17 protein-coding genes are annotated in these 13,613 nt (G+C 57.1%); 13 read left to right on the top strand and 4 right to left on the bottom strand.

Annotated elements, in window-relative coordinates; all coding sequences use genetic code 11:
• Positions 1 to 235 precede the first annotated feature (235 nt).
• Positions 236 to 901 (bottom strand): hypothetical protein, encoded by a 666-nt coding sequence (locus NSND_RS11615; protein WP_080879166.1) that lies wholly within the window; start codon positions 899 to 901, stop codon positions 236 to 238.
• 203 nt (positions 902 to 1,104) lie between these two features.
• Here NSND_RS11615 and NSND_RS11610 point away from each other — a divergent pair, with 203 nt between their 5' ends.
• The 11 genes from NSND_RS11610 (at position 1,105) to NSND_RS11565 (ending at position 9,145) form a co-directional block, all read left to right on the top strand.
• Positions 1,105 to 1,314, top strand: a complete 210-nt coding sequence (locus NSND_RS11610; protein ID WP_080879165.1) for a helix-turn-helix transcriptional regulator — start codon at positions 1,105 to 1,107, stop codon at positions 1,312 to 1,314.
• Positions 1,311 to 2,024 (top strand): hypothetical protein, encoded by a 714-nt coding sequence (locus NSND_RS11605; protein WP_080879164.1) that lies wholly within the window; start codon positions 1,311 to 1,313, stop codon positions 2,022 to 2,024. Before NSND_RS11610 ends, NSND_RS11605 begins: the two co-directional genes overlap by 4 nt.
• Before the next feature lie 2 nt (positions 2,025 to 2,026).
• On the top strand, positions 2,027 to 2,269 hold the full coding sequence (locus NSND_RS11600) for a hypothetical protein (RefSeq protein WP_080879163.1): 243 nt from the start codon (positions 2,027 to 2,029) through the stop codon (positions 2,267 to 2,269).
• A gap of 457 nt (positions 2,270 to 2,726) precedes the next feature.
• On the top strand, positions 2,727 to 3,374 hold the full coding sequence (locus tag NSND_RS20975) for a hypothetical protein (RefSeq protein ID WP_143833525.1): 648 nt from the start codon (positions 2,727 to 2,729) through the stop codon (positions 3,372 to 3,374).
• 115 nt (positions 3,375 to 3,489) lie between these two features.
• On the top strand, positions 3,490 to 4,188 hold the full coding sequence (locus NSND_RS11590) for a hypothetical protein (protein WP_080879161.1): 699 nt from the start codon (positions 3,490 to 3,492) through the stop codon (positions 4,186 to 4,188).
• Positions 4,189 to 4,325: 137 nt separating this feature from the next.
• Positions 4,326 to 4,628 (top strand): hypothetical protein, encoded by a 303-nt coding sequence (locus NSND_RS11585; RefSeq protein ID WP_080879160.1) that lies wholly within the window; start codon positions 4,326 to 4,328, stop codon positions 4,626 to 4,628.
• A gap of 718 nt (positions 4,629 to 5,346) precedes the next feature.
• Positions 5,347 to 5,601, top strand: coding sequence for a type II toxin-antitoxin system RelB/DinJ family antitoxin (locus NSND_RS11580; RefSeq protein ID WP_080879159.1), 255 nt, complete (start codon positions 5,347 to 5,349; stop codon positions 5,599 to 5,601).
• Between the two features lie 2 nt (positions 5,602 to 5,603).
• Positions 5,604 to 5,873, top strand: coding sequence for a type II toxin-antitoxin system YafQ family toxin (locus NSND_RS11575; protein WP_013247059.1), 270 nt, complete (start codon positions 5,604 to 5,606; stop codon positions 5,871 to 5,873).
• Positions 5,874 to 6,430: 557 nt separating this feature from the next.
• Positions 6,431 to 7,141, top strand: coding sequence for an OmpA family protein (locus tag NSND_RS11570; RefSeq protein ID WP_080879158.1), 711 nt, complete (start codon positions 6,431 to 6,433; stop codon positions 7,139 to 7,141).
• A 323-nt stretch (positions 7,142 to 7,464) separates the two neighbouring features.
• Positions 7,465 to 7,629, top strand: a complete 165-nt coding sequence (locus NSND_RS21270) for a hypothetical protein (RefSeq protein WP_013247062.1) — start codon at positions 7,465 to 7,467, stop codon at positions 7,627 to 7,629.
• A gap of 124 nt (positions 7,630 to 7,753) precedes the next feature.
• Entirely contained in the window at positions 7,754 to 9,145 is a 1,392-nt protein-coding gene (locus NSND_RS11565; protein WP_080879157.1) for a DUF3422 family protein, read from the top strand.
• A gap of 70 nt (positions 9,146 to 9,215) precedes the next feature.
• Here the strand turns inward: NSND_RS11565 and NSND_RS11560 are convergent, their stop codons facing one another.
• Both NSND_RS11560 and NSND_RS21840 read right to left on the bottom strand, forming a co-directional pair.
• The gene (locus NSND_RS11560; RefSeq protein ID WP_080879156.1) at positions 9,216 to 9,578 is read right to left on the bottom strand and encodes a PilZ domain-containing protein; all 363 of its coding nucleotides are present in this window, start codon (positions 9,576 to 9,578) and stop codon (positions 9,216 to 9,218) included.
• Between the two features lie 528 nt (positions 9,579 to 10,106).
• Entirely contained in the window at positions 10,107 to 10,229 is a 123-nt protein-coding gene (locus tag NSND_RS21840; protein ID WP_255373871.1) for a hypothetical protein, read from the bottom strand.
• A gap of 378 nt (positions 10,230 to 10,607) precedes the next feature.
• Here NSND_RS21840 and NSND_RS11550 point away from each other — a divergent pair, with 378 nt between their 5' ends.
• The gene (locus NSND_RS11550) at positions 10,608 to 10,928 is read left to right on the top strand and encodes a PilZ domain-containing protein (protein WP_080879154.1); all 321 of its coding nucleotides are present in this window, start codon (positions 10,608 to 10,610) and stop codon (positions 10,926 to 10,928) included.
• 33 nt (positions 10,929 to 10,961) lie between these two features.
• Here the strand turns inward: NSND_RS11550 and NSND_RS11545 are convergent, their stop codons facing one another.
• Positions 10,962 to 11,789 carry an energy transducer TonB family protein gene (locus tag NSND_RS11545; RefSeq protein WP_159450759.1) on the bottom strand — a complete coding sequence of 276 codons (828 nt, stop codon included), beginning with the start codon at positions 11,787 to 11,789 and terminating at the stop codon, positions 10,962 to 10,964.
• A 286-nt stretch (positions 11,790 to 12,075) separates the two neighbouring features.
• Between NSND_RS11545 and zwf the strand changes: the two genes are divergently transcribed.
• The gene (gene zwf / locus NSND_RS11540; RefSeq protein WP_235000232.1) at positions 12,076 to 13,587 is read left to right on the top strand and encodes a glucose-6-phosphate dehydrogenase; all 1,512 of its coding nucleotides are present in this window, start codon (positions 12,076 to 12,078) and stop codon (positions 13,585 to 13,587) included.
• Positions 13,588 to 13,613: the final 26 nt, after the last annotated feature.

The following is a 13,613-nucleotide window of genomic DNA, read 5'->3' as shown; positions in this document are numbered from 1 at the left end:
AGCCTTGTTGCGGTTGACAGACCCTTCGAGGTAGCGGTTGATCCAGGCTCGAAGCGTGATGTCCTTCCGGGGTGCAAACTTTTCCGGGAAAAAGGTTCCTTCTCGAATGTCGGCCTTCAGTCGGCCATACAAGGCTTTGGCCTGAGATTTCGTGTCACAACGAAACCAGCGCTGCCGTCCATGTTCGTAGAGGCGGACCCACCACCCTTCGCGGCCCTTCCGCTGGGTGATGCCTCTATCCTTTCCCGCTTTTCTTGCCATGGAGGCTCTCCTTTCGCTCCCCGGTCTTCTGGGCCTCGCGCCACTTTCTCGCCGCGACTCGGTTCTGGCAGCGCGGGTGGCAGTATACCTGGTCCCGTCTGATCGCTAAATAGATCTTGGCGCATTCCGGGCAGCGCCGAATGTAGTCCCCCGACTGGGCCAAGAGGTGCACAAAGCGATACTCGAACTCCTTCGCCTTGCGTTTCGCGCTCACGAAGATTGTCCCGGTCTCGTCGGAGAAGCTGCCCGGCGATACTACGACCAGTGTCATCTGCGGAAAGGTGAAGGCGGTGTATCCTTCATGCCAATAGAGTTCTAACTGCTCCAGGACTGTGGCCTGAATGTCCTGGGCTTCTTTGCGACTGGGTATTGTCTGATAGTTCTTCGCATGGGGTACCCCCTCCACGCTCCAGCCACTTTCCGGGGCCACCATCCCGCCGTACCGGTCCCCCGTCTCATCGACAAAGGCCGCGACTTCAAATGCCACCAGCGTCCACTCGGTTGGTGTCAGGGCCTCTAGCTCCGTCTGAAGAAACTTGAGCACCCATCCGACGGCGCCGTCCGGCATCGTGCGGATGCGTTCGATGGCTTTCTCGTACTCCTGTTGGAATTCCTGCTCGGCCTTCCCCTGTGCGCTCATGCCTTCTGCTCCTTTTTCATGCCGAACCCTCCCCATATGTCTGATCCCAACACCACCGAAAAAAATGTCGTGCGGAAGGGCCGTCTCCACCTGAATTTGTTTGGCAAGTGTACCTCCTCACTGCTAATGGCTGTCAAGAGTAGTCACGCCTAAAAATATATAAGCGTGATCTCTAGACAACCATTCTTTCAAGGAGGTGCCCGATGGTCCCGAGTACAAAATTGATCACCATTCGAGAAGCAGCCAACCGGTTAGGGCTCAAAGAAAGCACAATCAGGAAATACATCCTGAAACGGCAGATCGCCTATGTGAAGCCGTCGGTGCGCGCCGTGCGGATTCCTATCGAAGAACTGGAACGGATTCTGGCTGCCGGCCTTCGTCCAGCCATTCCTCAAGCGGAAGGTGCGCGATGAGCCGCTGGAAGGAGTTCAGGCGGGAACCCGTCGCCGGGGAATGGACCAGGAAGCAGAAGCGGGGTTATCACAGGGTCCGGTCACTGCTCTGGTTCTGGGAATGTCACCAATTCCAAGTGCTCTGGGTCACGCTCTCCACGGCGGAAGGCGGGGACGCCGAGAAGCTGACCTATCACCACAAGCAACTGCGTCAACGGATCGAACGGCAGCTCGGCTTTCAAGGCTTGGAGTATTACCAGGTCCGGACGGAAGAAGGGCATGGCGTGCTCCATATCTTCTGGGCCTGGCGAGTGCCGGACGGGGAACGCGCACGCCGGTTCTGGATCTCGCAGGAATGGCTCTCGTCACAATGGCAAGCCCTCCATGGGGCTCCAGTCGTCTGGATCAAAGCCTATCAGCCCAGCCACCGTTCCCGGAACCGTCTGAGCCGCTATGTCATCAGCCAGTACGTCCAGGATCAATGTGGCTACGTGAACATGTGCTGGTCCTGGAAACGGTCGCTTGGCTTTCCCATCAGTCGGCTCTGGGAAGAAATGCGGAATCAATGGTCTACGCGGAATGTCTATCGCCGGATCAGGGGTGAGATCGAAATCCCCAGGATCGTCTTTCTCAAGACTTGGGAGGATCTGCTCTCGGGCCATCCGATTTGGTTTAGCGGCACCATTCTGCAACTCGTGCTGGGGAAGGGGCTGGTCTATCAGGAGGTGTGAGGATGATCGGGCATCGATGCGATCTGAAGCTGCCGAGTCTATTTGGACCGTCCTGTTGCGGACGGGAAGCGACCACGTACGATCGGGCGCGGAAAGCCTGGCTCTGTCCTGAACATGCCAAGGAACGGCTCTGTGAGTTTTGTCATGTCGAACGAGCCTGGGTGCGGTTCTGTTATGCGGAGAACGACGTGATGTGCGAAGTCTGGCTCTGTGTGGACTGTGCAGGGCTTGCGGGGCGACGGTGAGGCCATCGAATCAATTTGTCCCTGTCACCCGTCCACTATCCGTCACGGGTGAGAGGGAACGATGCTCCGTCCTTGTGCAAGGCGGCGATGCGTCAGCTTGGCCGCCGTTCTGTTTGGTCGTTGCTTGCAAGGACAGGTAAGAGCACAGGGATACTGAAACCATGGGGAGATTAGGAACGCAAAGATTCCGCCCAACGAGGCCGCCCGGCCGTTCCGGACCACTGGACCGGACGGCCGGGGGGATCGGGGGCGCAGCCCCCGCTTCACTTGATCTATTATGGTCAAAGTAGGACGTATACGGTGTTTGACTTCGGTTTGCCGCTTCTACATATGTACAGCTCCACGCTGGGCCTAATCGCGATGTGCCACTGAACTTGGCAGCACTGACCTTAAGCCGACGGGTTCGCCGGCACAGTAATGATTGCCGTAAACCGAATAGACGATGGGAGGGGAAACGATGCCTTTATTCAGAACAGTTTTGGTGCCCCTCCTATTGGGTTGCATTCTTTCATCTTCGGGCTGCGTCTGGGTCGGCTATCGATCGTCCAGTGTGTCTGTTCTTCCTGAGAGTTGCGATCTGGATAGTGATAAAAATCCCTACCCTGCGCTCTCTCTACAGGAATTGAATATTCGACTGGTACCGCACAATGGACATAGTTTTGGTCTAGTCGGACCCGTGGTTCCGCTCGTTCCATTATGGGAAAGACCTAGCCGACGCCCTTTCTGGATCGGAATACTTTTCGATGCGCAGACAGAAGGCATTACATTCGACCCGAACAAGGTCACTCTGATCCTCGAACGAGGGCATGAGGTGCTTCCCACTACGTTTACAGGTCCCTTCTCTACCGAAGAGAAAAAGCGTAACGAACCATGCACAGAGATCTTTGAATCGGCAGCATGGAAAGTTGAACAAGTTCCGTTCTATGTCATAGGAAGAATGTGCATAGGTGTCGCCTACAACATTGACCCTCCCACCCAGAAGGAGAAATTCGCTGTTGTGCTTGATGGCATTGAAAAGGATCGCCAGCCTGTATTGGGCTCGCGGATTGAATTTGAAGAGGGATCGAAGTGGATCTGGGGAATGTGGCCAAGACTGGGATGGTGAGATATCCGCTCCCCAAGGGAATCGATGGGAATACGGTCAGATCGGTTGCCTCTCTGGCAACGACAGCTTCCGCTGCTGCCCCGTTACAAACCGATCGGGTGAGGAGAATGAACGCGTGATAACCAGTCATTATAGACAGCTGGTGCAGCTTCTTTGTCTGGTGTGCGTCCTCGGGGCACAGAATGCGTGTGTCGGTGAACTCTACCGGTCCATTAAAGCTGACCTCGACTTCGAGCTGGAGCCACAAGTACATGAGCGGCTCAAGACCAATCCGGAGGTGGTCGCCATCCATTATGCCCCTGAGACTTTATTATCGGTCGAAGGAGGTGTGTCGCGCCATGATCTGTTCCGCGTAGAAGATCCTCTGTTGACTGTCAAAGACCGCTTTCTCATTACCCTGCGCGAGCAGATGCACCTGACGAATGTTCAGGCGATGCCGGCTCCTCGTTTTCAGCCCTGGGAAATGCAGTACGGAGTCGATGTGCGCGAATTAATCAGACTCTATGATCATGGGCTAGTCCTGGATTTTCAGACACTGCAATGGGCGTTTACCCAATATGGTGAGAACAAATTGTCGAAATGGTCGGACTGGAACATGACGACTCCAACTATTCTGTTCCATAGGGTACGAGCTAGGTTAATCGATCTAGACCAGAGGAAGTTGCTTTGGCAGACGACGTGCTATGTCCATACGCAGCAACATTCAATGCAGGAATGGACGTCGAATCAGAGCCAGCTGGTGAAAGACGAACGTGAGGATCTTGGAGTTCGTTGCGCACACCAACTTGTCGAGAAGTTTGCTGGGACTTTATGAATGTAAGTGCGTCTCTGGCCCATCAGTGAACCACTAATTAACGCTATTCTCGGCTGAAGGCTTCACATTTTTCATGCATGAGATTAAAAGAGCGAGGCGTCGGACGAGAAGCCTCATGGTGAGGAGATAGTCGCCCAATGCGCATACTTACCTTCGTGATGATATCCGTGGTTTTCACCGGATGCATAAACATCACCAACCGCATTACCCCTGAAGATCGCACGGTGCAGCCGCTGACCATTGGTCGCGACTGTGTTCTGTTCTTTCTTGGTTTAGCGTACGGCCTGAACACGGTGGAGCAGGCCATGGCCAATGCGGACCCACCCGCGAAGAAGATTCGCAGCATCTCGATCGATACGCGCATGGGGCCCGTGTTTGGTCAACAGTGCCTGACCGTGGTCGGAGAGCCAGATCCACAGAGCGGGACGACATCGCGGTAGATAACCACTTAGGCTAATTTAACGGACGCATCGGAAATGGACGCAGCAGAAATCTCCCGATTAGTTGAGCGAGAAATTGACGGCAATTGGTCTCGCTCAAACGCACATGGAGTAGACTTGCGGCGATGCCTTGTCAAACCGACAAAGGGGGTTTACGAGGATTGTTCTGGGAGTGGATCAATTGAGTTGTGGCTCATTTTGGAGGAAGTGCCTGAGGATCAATCCGGTTATAAGATTGTCTTCGACGAAAGGACCGGAGTATTTGGTCTAGCAACAAGGAATTTCCCTGGTCGCCCTGACGGATTGATAGGCTTTTATGGCTCCTTTCTTGAGACACTTGAAGCAATGTAAACGAGCATTATCTACTCGAATACTCGAATCCCAAGGTTCGTGCTGGATAAGGGTTGCGGAGGCGTATCGTGTTTCGACTCAAGACCGTGTCTCGTTTTCGAGGAAAATCTCGTCCCGGGTTTGGGTCACGAATGCGGGTATGCCCCCATCACCACTGATCCTTATCGGTTGAAGGTAAAACCTTTGTTCTATAAGGAGAAAATATCCATCTGCTTTCCCTGATCGCTATCAGTCTCTAGGGCCCTTTTTACGTCGTCTTGGCCAATGGTCTCATTTCTTGGGGAGGGTGCGATTGTTCTGACAGATGATTGACTTGTGCGACAAATGGCGTACAATGTGAAACATGAGGAAGGCGTCGCATCTGTCCATGTCAGACCGTATTAATGCCCGTATCGATATCGGCCTTAAAAAGAGAGCCGTGAAAATCTTCGATCGCCTGGGGATTAGTGAGGCAGAAGCCATACGGCTTTTTTATGCTCAGGTTGAACTCCATCAAGGTATTCCCTTCCCCCTCACCATTCCAAATGCCACGACCATTGCCGCCTTTGACGAAACCAACAAGCCGGAGAAACTCCCTTCCTTTAAAACCTTCCGCGCCCTCAGAAACCAGACGGGCGTCTAGCCTTGCTCACCATCAAACCCACCAGCCGTTTTCTCAAAGACCTTAAGTTAGCCAAAAAACGAGGACAGGACATCGATGAGCTCGAGGACATCATTGACCTCTTACAATTCCAAAAAGTTCTGCCTGTCAGAAACAGAGATCATGCCCTTTCTGGGAATTGGAAGCATCACCGCGAATGTCATATTGCCCCAGACTGGCTGCTGATTTATCGAACGGATGATGAATTCCTTTACTTGGAACGTACTGGCTCCCACGCTGATCTGTTCGAGTGAATGTGCCAGATCGTCTCTCATTTGTTAGGAAATCTGGTCCCGGTTTTGGTCACGGTTCGGTCCCGGTTTTGGTCACGATTGCAGGTATGCCTCAGTCGTCGCTGATCTTCATTGATTGATACAAAAAGCATTGATCTATAAAGAGAACATGTCTATCTGTCCTCCCTGATCGCTGTCTGTCTCTAAAGTGCTTTGTGCGCCTTCGGATCCGAGGGTTGGGGGTTCAAGTCCCTCCGGGCGCACCAAGCAGCACAGACATCTTCCTCTCACGTCCACATTCATAGCTTCCTACTGTCCTCAGTTCATCCCCTGCTTCTCCTAGCAGGTCATGTTTCCGCGGTGTTGGCCACGCTCCGCACGATTGCCTCTCAGAATGCCTGAAAATAGGCGGGTTCTTTCAGTTGTCACGGGCGGGTGTCACCCGGAGTTTGCTAGGTAACTGCACGAAATGACGATGATTTATGGCTCACCCATGCGGAATCCTGAGGAATTGTATGCCGGTGCTATATTTGTAACGTCAGGCAGACGTTACACCCCAGCGTGAAGGAGTAAGGTTCATGAAGTACCGTGGCGCATCGCAACTGATGGTGAGCGGAATGGCAATGGTTCTGTTAGCGGCACCAGGCTGTAGCAATATGAAGTGGTTTCAGTCGGGCTCCGATGATCAGTCCATGTCTCAGGAGGGCCGTTCCGGGAGCGAGTATGCGAAGCGCGACGGTGCGCGAGATGGACAGTATCCTTCCCTCGGCCGGGAAGAGGGTATGACGGAGGCAGAGGGCGGCAAGTTGCGCGGCTTCTCCCCGTTGGTGAACGGCCAGATTGCCGGGGAGGAGCGATTAAGCCGGAGCCCGATCGGCAGTATGTTGACGTCGAATGAACGGGATCAGAAGTGGGCGGCAGAAATTCGACGGGAAGAAGCGGCGGCGATGGAAGCCGGCCTCAAGGACGTGTTTTACGGGTATGACCGGTATAACGTGTCGGACAACGACGGCGTGGCTTCGCTGACCACCAATGCCGATTGGCTTAAGGAGAACCCCAAGGCGCTCCTCAAGATCTCCGGGCACTGCGATGAGCGTGGGACCCACGATTACAACCTGGTGCTCGGCGAAAAACGAGCCAAGGCGGCCAAGAGTTTCCTGGTCGATCTGGGCGTCAACGCGAAGCAGGTGGCGATTGTCTCGTATGGCAAGGATCGCCCCTTCTGCGCCGACCACGACGAGGCCTGCCATCAACAGAATCGGCGCGGCCACATGCTGCTGCGTAAATAATCGAGCGGTCCCGGCGCCTTCCCGTGAGTGGGCGTTGGGACCAGGTTTCCAGCCGCCGCGTAGCCAGCTCGACTTCCCCTCCTGCTCCCGATTCCGCATTGTTTTCCCTCCGAGCCGGATCTGCTGCCCACACCTCTAAAACCATTGCGAGCGTCTCCATCAACAGCCGCCGGACCCGTTTCCGGGGGGTAGGTCGTCCCAGTCGACCTGTTCCGGTTTCATTTGGGGTGAGACAGAAGGGTGACAATACTCGGGAGCTTATGGTATTGAGCCACAGCAGGTGACAGACTTTCTGCCCCCTAATTCGCCGAAGGAGTACGATTGTGAACCAGCGCTTTGGAATTACCGTGAAATTCTTGATTTCAGCCGATTCACCCGAAGAGGCTGAAGAGATCATTGAGTCGGCCTGTGAAAAGATGGCGACATCCATTCATGAAGGGGATGTGAGCTATGAAGGCATCGAAGACATTGAAGAGGAAGATGAGTAGTGACGAGGGACGTTTCTGCCGCCGCAGCGGCATGGCTGCGGTACCCGCTTCATTCTGAAGCAGGCCTGCTGGGGTTGGATTTAAGACGCGCCTTCCTCTGGTTTTATTCGGAGCGCCGGGTGTTATGACGGATCACGTGGAGCCTTCCGGAACAGATTCCCGCCCGCCGGGATTTTTGAACCGGATCCATCAATCCAATAAACAGTATCTCCCGCAGTGGCTCGGTGTTCCGGCCCATATTCACCATGTGGCGTATCGCATGGCCAATCCGCCGCTGGAACGCCCCAATAGCCGCCGGGAGTTCCAGCAGCTGCTGCAGGCCCTGGAGATTTCCGAAGGGGCCATCGAGGACCGGTTCGGCTACGGGTTTAAAGTCGCGGCCAACGGTGACCGTCTCGTCGTCGTGTGGGAAGCCCACACTGAGTATTACAGTTACCAGGTGTGGCATGTCGTCCGTGACGCGGCCACCCCGCTCGATTTCGGGCCGATCACGTTTCCCGGCTACATGATGCCGCTGAGCCCGCTCGGCATCCGCGTGAATGCGCTCGACCTGTTATTTTTGCCGCAAGAGCTGCCGCTGGAGCAGGAACTTCCGGCGCGGCTGCCCGGGGCCATGGTCTATGGCAGCCGTATCCTGGGCGACGACATCGTGGCGGTCACGAGTTTCACGCCTGACGAGTTCGATCGGGAACGGTATCTGATCTGCTCGACCTCCGAACAGGCGCTTCGGCAGCAGGTCGCCAAAATCGTGGATACGATCGTTGCCATCGAGAACTATTACCACCTCGTGATGTTGCCGATGAAGGCGTTTTCACGCGCCGTCGATCAAATCCATGACTACGAGCAGCGACATCTCTATCAGCGCGCCGTCTTGATCGAGCAGCTCGGCGGAACGACCCCGCCGACCATGCAGAAATGGTTGACGGTCCTGACCCAGGACCTCTTACAAGTGAGCCGGCTGGCGGAGTCGATGCGATACAGGCTCTCCGCCTCGGTGCCGTACGACCGCATCGTGCAGAGCAACCTCGCGGCGTTGCAGGAGCGACCCTACCCGCCGCTCCGGCAGATCTCAGAGTATGTGAGCTGGAAAATCACCGGCGTGACCGAGGGCTACCAGCAGTTGCTCCGGCGTATCGATGCCATGGAGAAGGATTTTGAAGCGACGGTGGCGGTGCTTCGGACGCATATCGAACTGCGGCTGCAGGAGCAGAATATCCAATTGCAGGATCAGAACATGAAGCTGCTGATCAGTGTGGACTCCACCACGCGGGCCCAGGCGATCCTGCAGCGCACGGTCGAGAGTCTGTCCGTGATCGTGATTACCTACTACCTGACGGGCTTGGGAAGTTATGTGCTGAAGGCCTGTTACGAGATGGGCTGGCTGAAGAATGCGAATGTGGCGACGGCGATCTTCGTTCCGATCGCGTTTGCGACGTCCTTCACCCTCATGACCGTGGGCCGGAAAATTATCGTCAAGCGGATGGCCGATTCCGCCAAGGATCCGGCAGGGCACTGAGCTCTATCCCCCGCATCTCCCGACGGCTTATCCTATCGCGCTCTTCGCTGAGTTGCTCGATGTCTTCTGATTAGGCAGCGGTCAGTTCGTGCCCGTTCGTGCTGGCTTCCATGGTCGACTCTTCGAGCACCTGGCCGATCAGGCGTTGCAGGCGGCTCTGCTCATCCCGACGCACCCGGATAAATTCGATGCCGGCTTTTTTCTCGGTAGCCCAGCGCACTTTTGCGAGGCCCACCGTGAGCGGTCGCGCCTGGTCCGGCGCCATCACATGGAGTTCGAGGTAGTCGCCCGGTTGGACGGGCAGCGTGGTTTCAACCGCGCAGCCGGGTCCGGAGAGGTTGATGAGGGTTCCCTGGCCGATCATCGAGTCGCCCGACAGGCGAACAGGGTAGGTCACTGCGACCCGAGTGGATGAACGAAGATCCATGTCCATAAAGGCCTCCTTGCCTTGGCCCTCGTTCCTGAGGGCGTATGGACCTTTTCGGCAGGGTTTTTCCTGAACTTTAGCGGGACTGCTCCAAACTGAGCCAAGTGCCCTGTGGAGTCGGGGAAACTCTTAACCCGGACTATTGATGAATCCCTGCTCCGGCGTCCGATCCTGTCGCCCGGCGAGGCGGTTCTCGTTCGGCCTCCTCGACGGACTGCCAGTACGCCTGCGTCGGCCTGACGTGCGAGCAGCCTCGGCGGGCTTCCGTCTCGAACGCCTCGCGACGGCAGTCACGAATAGTCCGGGTTAGGATGTCCGGTCGTGGGGAGGGGCTAGCAGGTCAGGACTGTCTGAGAAATGGCGCCGGCCTGTCAGCCACAGCGACAGGGGGATGCTCACAGGGAACGGGATGAGGACAAGGGCGATGACAGCCAGAATCCTACCGGTGGGTCTTCGAGGGGGCGCGATCGGGGTGGCGAAGCGCATGGTCTATCGTCCCGGCCTCAGAGTCCTTGCATGGTGACGGAGGCAGTCTCATTGCTCTTCGGGGCTTGTGGGGCGGTTCCTGTTCGGCATGGTGCGGAGGTCTGTCATCCACTGCCCGATCAAGGCTGCGAAGGCCACGACGGTAATCACAATCTCCGATAGGTGCTCCATGAGACGCTCCCTCTGAGGGTCCCGTTCGGGTCGATCAAACTACTGGTACTCTTGTAGCGAGCAACCCTCGTGCCAGCCGAAACAGGAACCGGCTTTCAAGGAGTGGGTGGCATGCCGGACTGGATATTCCGGTGGTTCAAGGGTGTCTGGTTGTTTCAGCGATGGGCGGGGTGATTCAGGCTGTCACAAGAGATACGGCCTTGTATCCTAAGCGATACGCCGACCGACTGATCGTCCAGGCCTCGAGCGGCAACAGGGCCGGTGCGCAGGCTCGTGATACTCCGGGCAGCACGGTTGATTTCGGGAGCGGAACAGCGTATCCATTTCCGGACATTTTTATGGATCGAGTCCAGATCCCTGATCTTTTGAAAGGCACATGTGGAGCGTCGCGATAGTCCCCGCTATGAAATCGAAGTGCCGCTCACGTTTTCGGGGAATGCGCTTGCCGGAAGCGGGTTGGTCACCAGTCTGTCCAATGAAGGTTGCCATGTCGTGAGCGAGGAGTCGCTCCCTGCACGCGCCTGTCTCTCCCTCCACGTCGAGTTTCCGGCTCCGTATGAACCCATGACGGTCGAGGTCGCCGAAGTGCGCTGGACGAATGCCACAGGCTTTGGACTGGTGTTTGTGCACGTGCACGACGAGGAGCAGACGAGGCTCCAGCGCTTTATCGACTGGCTGAAGCGGACGCACAACAATTAGCGCGTCCGGGGTCCGGTGAGACCCGGTGCCGTTCTAACGGGGAAGGCCGGGAATCTCGACATGCACATCGACGTGGGTGTCGCTGGTTCCGGGCGGAAACGGAGGAAAGGGGTGGGCGTTGACGACGGCCAGGACCGCCGCCTGATCGAGTTCCAAATCCCCTGAACTACGTTCGACTTCGATCAACTGAGCCTCGCCGTTGGCATACAGCCGAAACCCGATCCCCGGCATCCTGCCGATCTCTCTCCCGCGCCGAGTGGCCGCTCCATCCGGCATCCCTTTATGGATCAGTCCCTGCAGCATCTTCCAATAGCCTTCCTGCTGTGGCAGTCCCCCGTTCCCGACCAATTCCTCTTCTTCAACCTGTCCGTCCAGCAACGCCAGGTCGGCTGGTTGGTTTCGGGGAGGCCCTGAACCATTGGCCATGTGGTTGGCGAGATCCGCCCGGCCTGAGCGATGATCGGCGTATCCCGGAATCGCAAGGGTGACGACGACGGTACGGCGCACGAGGGCTTCCACGTGTAACCCTTGTCGGCGGCCGATGAGCACCTGAAGGGCGGTCGCTTTCGGGGGAGTGCCCATGGTGCCTGACAGCCGACCGAGGTCGACGGTGGCGGAATAGTGATGCCGGGCGTGATCGATTTCCAACGGGACCACGTAGGGCGCGGAGGACGGAGTTTCAAAGACAGCAACGAGCGGTTCTCCGCGATTGACCGGTGGTTCCTGGACATGAATCGAAACCGTCAGACTCCGGTTGACCGGTAGTGAGCCGAACAAACTCTCGGCCGGCACTTCGATGCGCACATCCCGGGGGGTGAGCTGCGGCGTCGTGCCGCTCACGAATCCGGCGCCAGCCATCATGGCGAGCATGCCGCAGAGTGCGGCGAAGGTACTCCACCGTCTCAATCCAGGGAGCGGGACTCGGAGAGGAGGAGCAGGTGACGGAGGAGATGGCAGCGGCATGTTGGAGGTGCCCGTCCGGTTGTCAGGTGTGTCGTCCCTTCCATGAGTATCACGGGGCAGGCCGGGCGCCTACTCAAATGGCAGAACCGTCATGAGCCCGCGGAGGAGGTTGCGGTTGTAGCAGGGATCAGGCAGGATGCCCCATGCTGATTGAACGGCCAGAGCGATGAGCGCGGAGCCTCTGATGGACCTCCCCCAGCTGCGCACTCCTTGCGTCATGGTCATCTTCGGGATCGATGGCGACCTGGCGAAGCGAAAACTGATTCCGGCGGTCTACAATCTCATGGCCGGCCATTTTTTGCCGGAGGGGTTCGCCATCGTAGGGTTGGACCGTCCCGAGATGACGACGGCGGAGTTTCGCGAGAAGTTGGATCGGATGATGGGCGACTATCTGCCGGCGACCGTGGATCGATCGGTCTGGCAGGCGTTGTCGGAGCGCGTGCATTACCTGGCCGGGGATTTCCAAGAGGGCGCCACCTATCGACGGCTGAACGAGTTGCTGCAGCAGGTCGATGCGTCCTCGGGTACCCAGGGCAACTATATTTTTTACATGGCCACCATTCCCGGTCTGTTCGGACAAATCGTGACGCATCTGGGAGAGTATGGTCTGACGGTCGAACGTGAGGGCACATGGCGTCGCGTCGTCATCGAAAAACCGTTCGGACATGACCTGGAATCGGCGCGGGCGCTGAACCACGAGCTCCAACGGGTCTTGCAAGAACGGCAGATCTACCGGATCGATCACTATCTCGGGAAAGAGACGGTGCAGAATATTCTGGTCTTCCGGTTTGCCAACGGGATCTTCGAGCCGGTCTGGAATCGCCAGTACATCGACCATGTGCAAATCACCGTGGCGGAGAGTCTCGGGGTGGAGCATCGGGGCCGCTATTATGAACAGGCCGGCGCGTTGCGGGATATGGTGCCGAATCACCTGCTGCAACTGCTTTGCTTTCTGGCGATGGAACCGCCCAACTCCTTTGCCGCCGATGCCGTACGCGACGAAAAGGCCAAGGTGTTGCGCGGGGTTGTCCCGCTGAGTTCGCTGGACGTGCTGCGGTTTGTTTCGTTCGGGCAGTATGGCCCGGGCACGTCCGACGGGAAGGCGGTAACGGGGTATCGGTCGGAGCCGCATGTGGGGTCCGAGTCGATGACCGAGACCTATGTGGCGATGAAGCTGTTCATCGATAACTGGCGCTGGGCCGGGGTCCCGTTTTATCTCCGGACCGGGAAGCGGATGACCAGGCGGTTGACGGAGATTGTGGTGCAGTTTAAGCGGGCGCCGTTCATGTTGTTTAGAAAAACTCAGGTGGATCGATTGGTTCCGAACGTGCTCGTGATCCGCATCCAGCCGGATGAAGGCATTTCCCTGCGTTTCGATGCCAAGGTGCCGGGACCGACGGTCCGGATCGGCACGGTGGACATGGACTTTCAGTATGCCGACTATTTCGGCAACGCCCCCCAGACCGGTTATGAGACCCTCTTGCACGATGCCATGGCCGGGGATGCGACGCTCTTCCAGCGCGCGGACAATATCGAACTGGGCTGGGCTGTCGTGCAAACGATTCTCGACGTGTGGAAGTCCCTTCCCGGACCGGCGTCGTTCCCGAATTACCCGAGTGGAAGCTGGGGGCCACCGGAGGCAGAGGCTTTGTTGAAGCGTGAAGGGCGGGAGTGGTGGAATGGAGGGCAGGCCTAGCCTGCCGGTGCGAGTCAACGACGAGG

The sequence above is a fragment of the Nitrospira sp. ND1 genome, from assembly GCF_900170025.1.
Lineage (GTDB): Bacteria > Nitrospirota > Nitrospiria > Nitrospirales > Nitrospiraceae > Nitrospira_A.
This window is presented reverse-complemented; position numbering and strand designations above follow the sequence as displayed.

Excerpts from the sequence above, each read along its gene's own strand:
- NSND_RS11600 (WP_080879163.1), top strand. The coding sequence starts at position 2,027 with ATGATCGGGCATCGATGCGATCTGAAGCTGCCGAGTCTATTTGGACCG.
- NSND_RS11615 (WP_080879166.1), bottom strand. The coding sequence starts at position 901 with ATGAGCGCACAGGGGAAGGCCGAGCAGGAATTCCAACAGGAGTACGAG.
- zwf (WP_235000232.1), top strand. The coding sequence starts at position 12,076 with ATGGACCTCCCCCAGCTGCGCACTCCTTGCGTCATGGTCATCTTCGGG.
- NSND_RS11560 (WP_080879156.1), bottom strand. The coding sequence starts at position 9,578 with ATGGACATGGATCTTCGTTCATCCACTCGGGTCGCAGTGACCTACCCT.
- NSND_RS11610 (WP_080879165.1), top strand. The coding sequence starts at position 1,105 with ATGGTCCCGAGTACAAAATTGATCACCATTCGAGAAGCAGCCAACCGG.
- NSND_RS21840 (WP_255373871.1), bottom strand. The coding sequence starts at position 10,229 with ATGGAGCACCTATCGGAGATTGTGATTACCGTCGTGGCCTTCGCAGCC.
- NSND_RS11545 (WP_159450759.1), bottom strand. The coding sequence starts at position 11,789 with ATGATGGCTGGCGCCGGATTCGTGAGCGGCACGACGCCGCAGCTCACC.
- NSND_RS11565 (WP_080879157.1), top strand. The coding sequence starts at position 7,754 with ATGACGGATCACGTGGAGCCTTCCGGAACAGATTCCCGCCCGCCGGGA.
- NSND_RS11570 (WP_080879158.1), top strand. The coding sequence starts at position 6,431 with ATGAAGTACCGTGGCGCATCGCAACTGATGGTGAGCGGAATGGCAATG.
- NSND_RS11585 (WP_080879160.1), top strand. The coding sequence starts at position 4,326 with ATGCGCATACTTACCTTCGTGATGATATCCGTGGTTTTCACCGGATGC.
- NSND_RS11580 (WP_080879159.1), top strand. The coding sequence starts at position 5,347 with ATGTCAGACCGTATTAATGCCCGTATCGATATCGGCCTTAAAAAGAGA.
- NSND_RS11605 (WP_080879164.1), top strand. The coding sequence starts at position 1,311 with ATGAGCCGCTGGAAGGAGTTCAGGCGGGAACCCGTCGCCGGGGAATGG.
- NSND_RS20975 (WP_143833525.1), top strand. The coding sequence starts at position 2,727 with ATGCCTTTATTCAGAACAGTTTTGGTGCCCCTCCTATTGGGTTGCATT.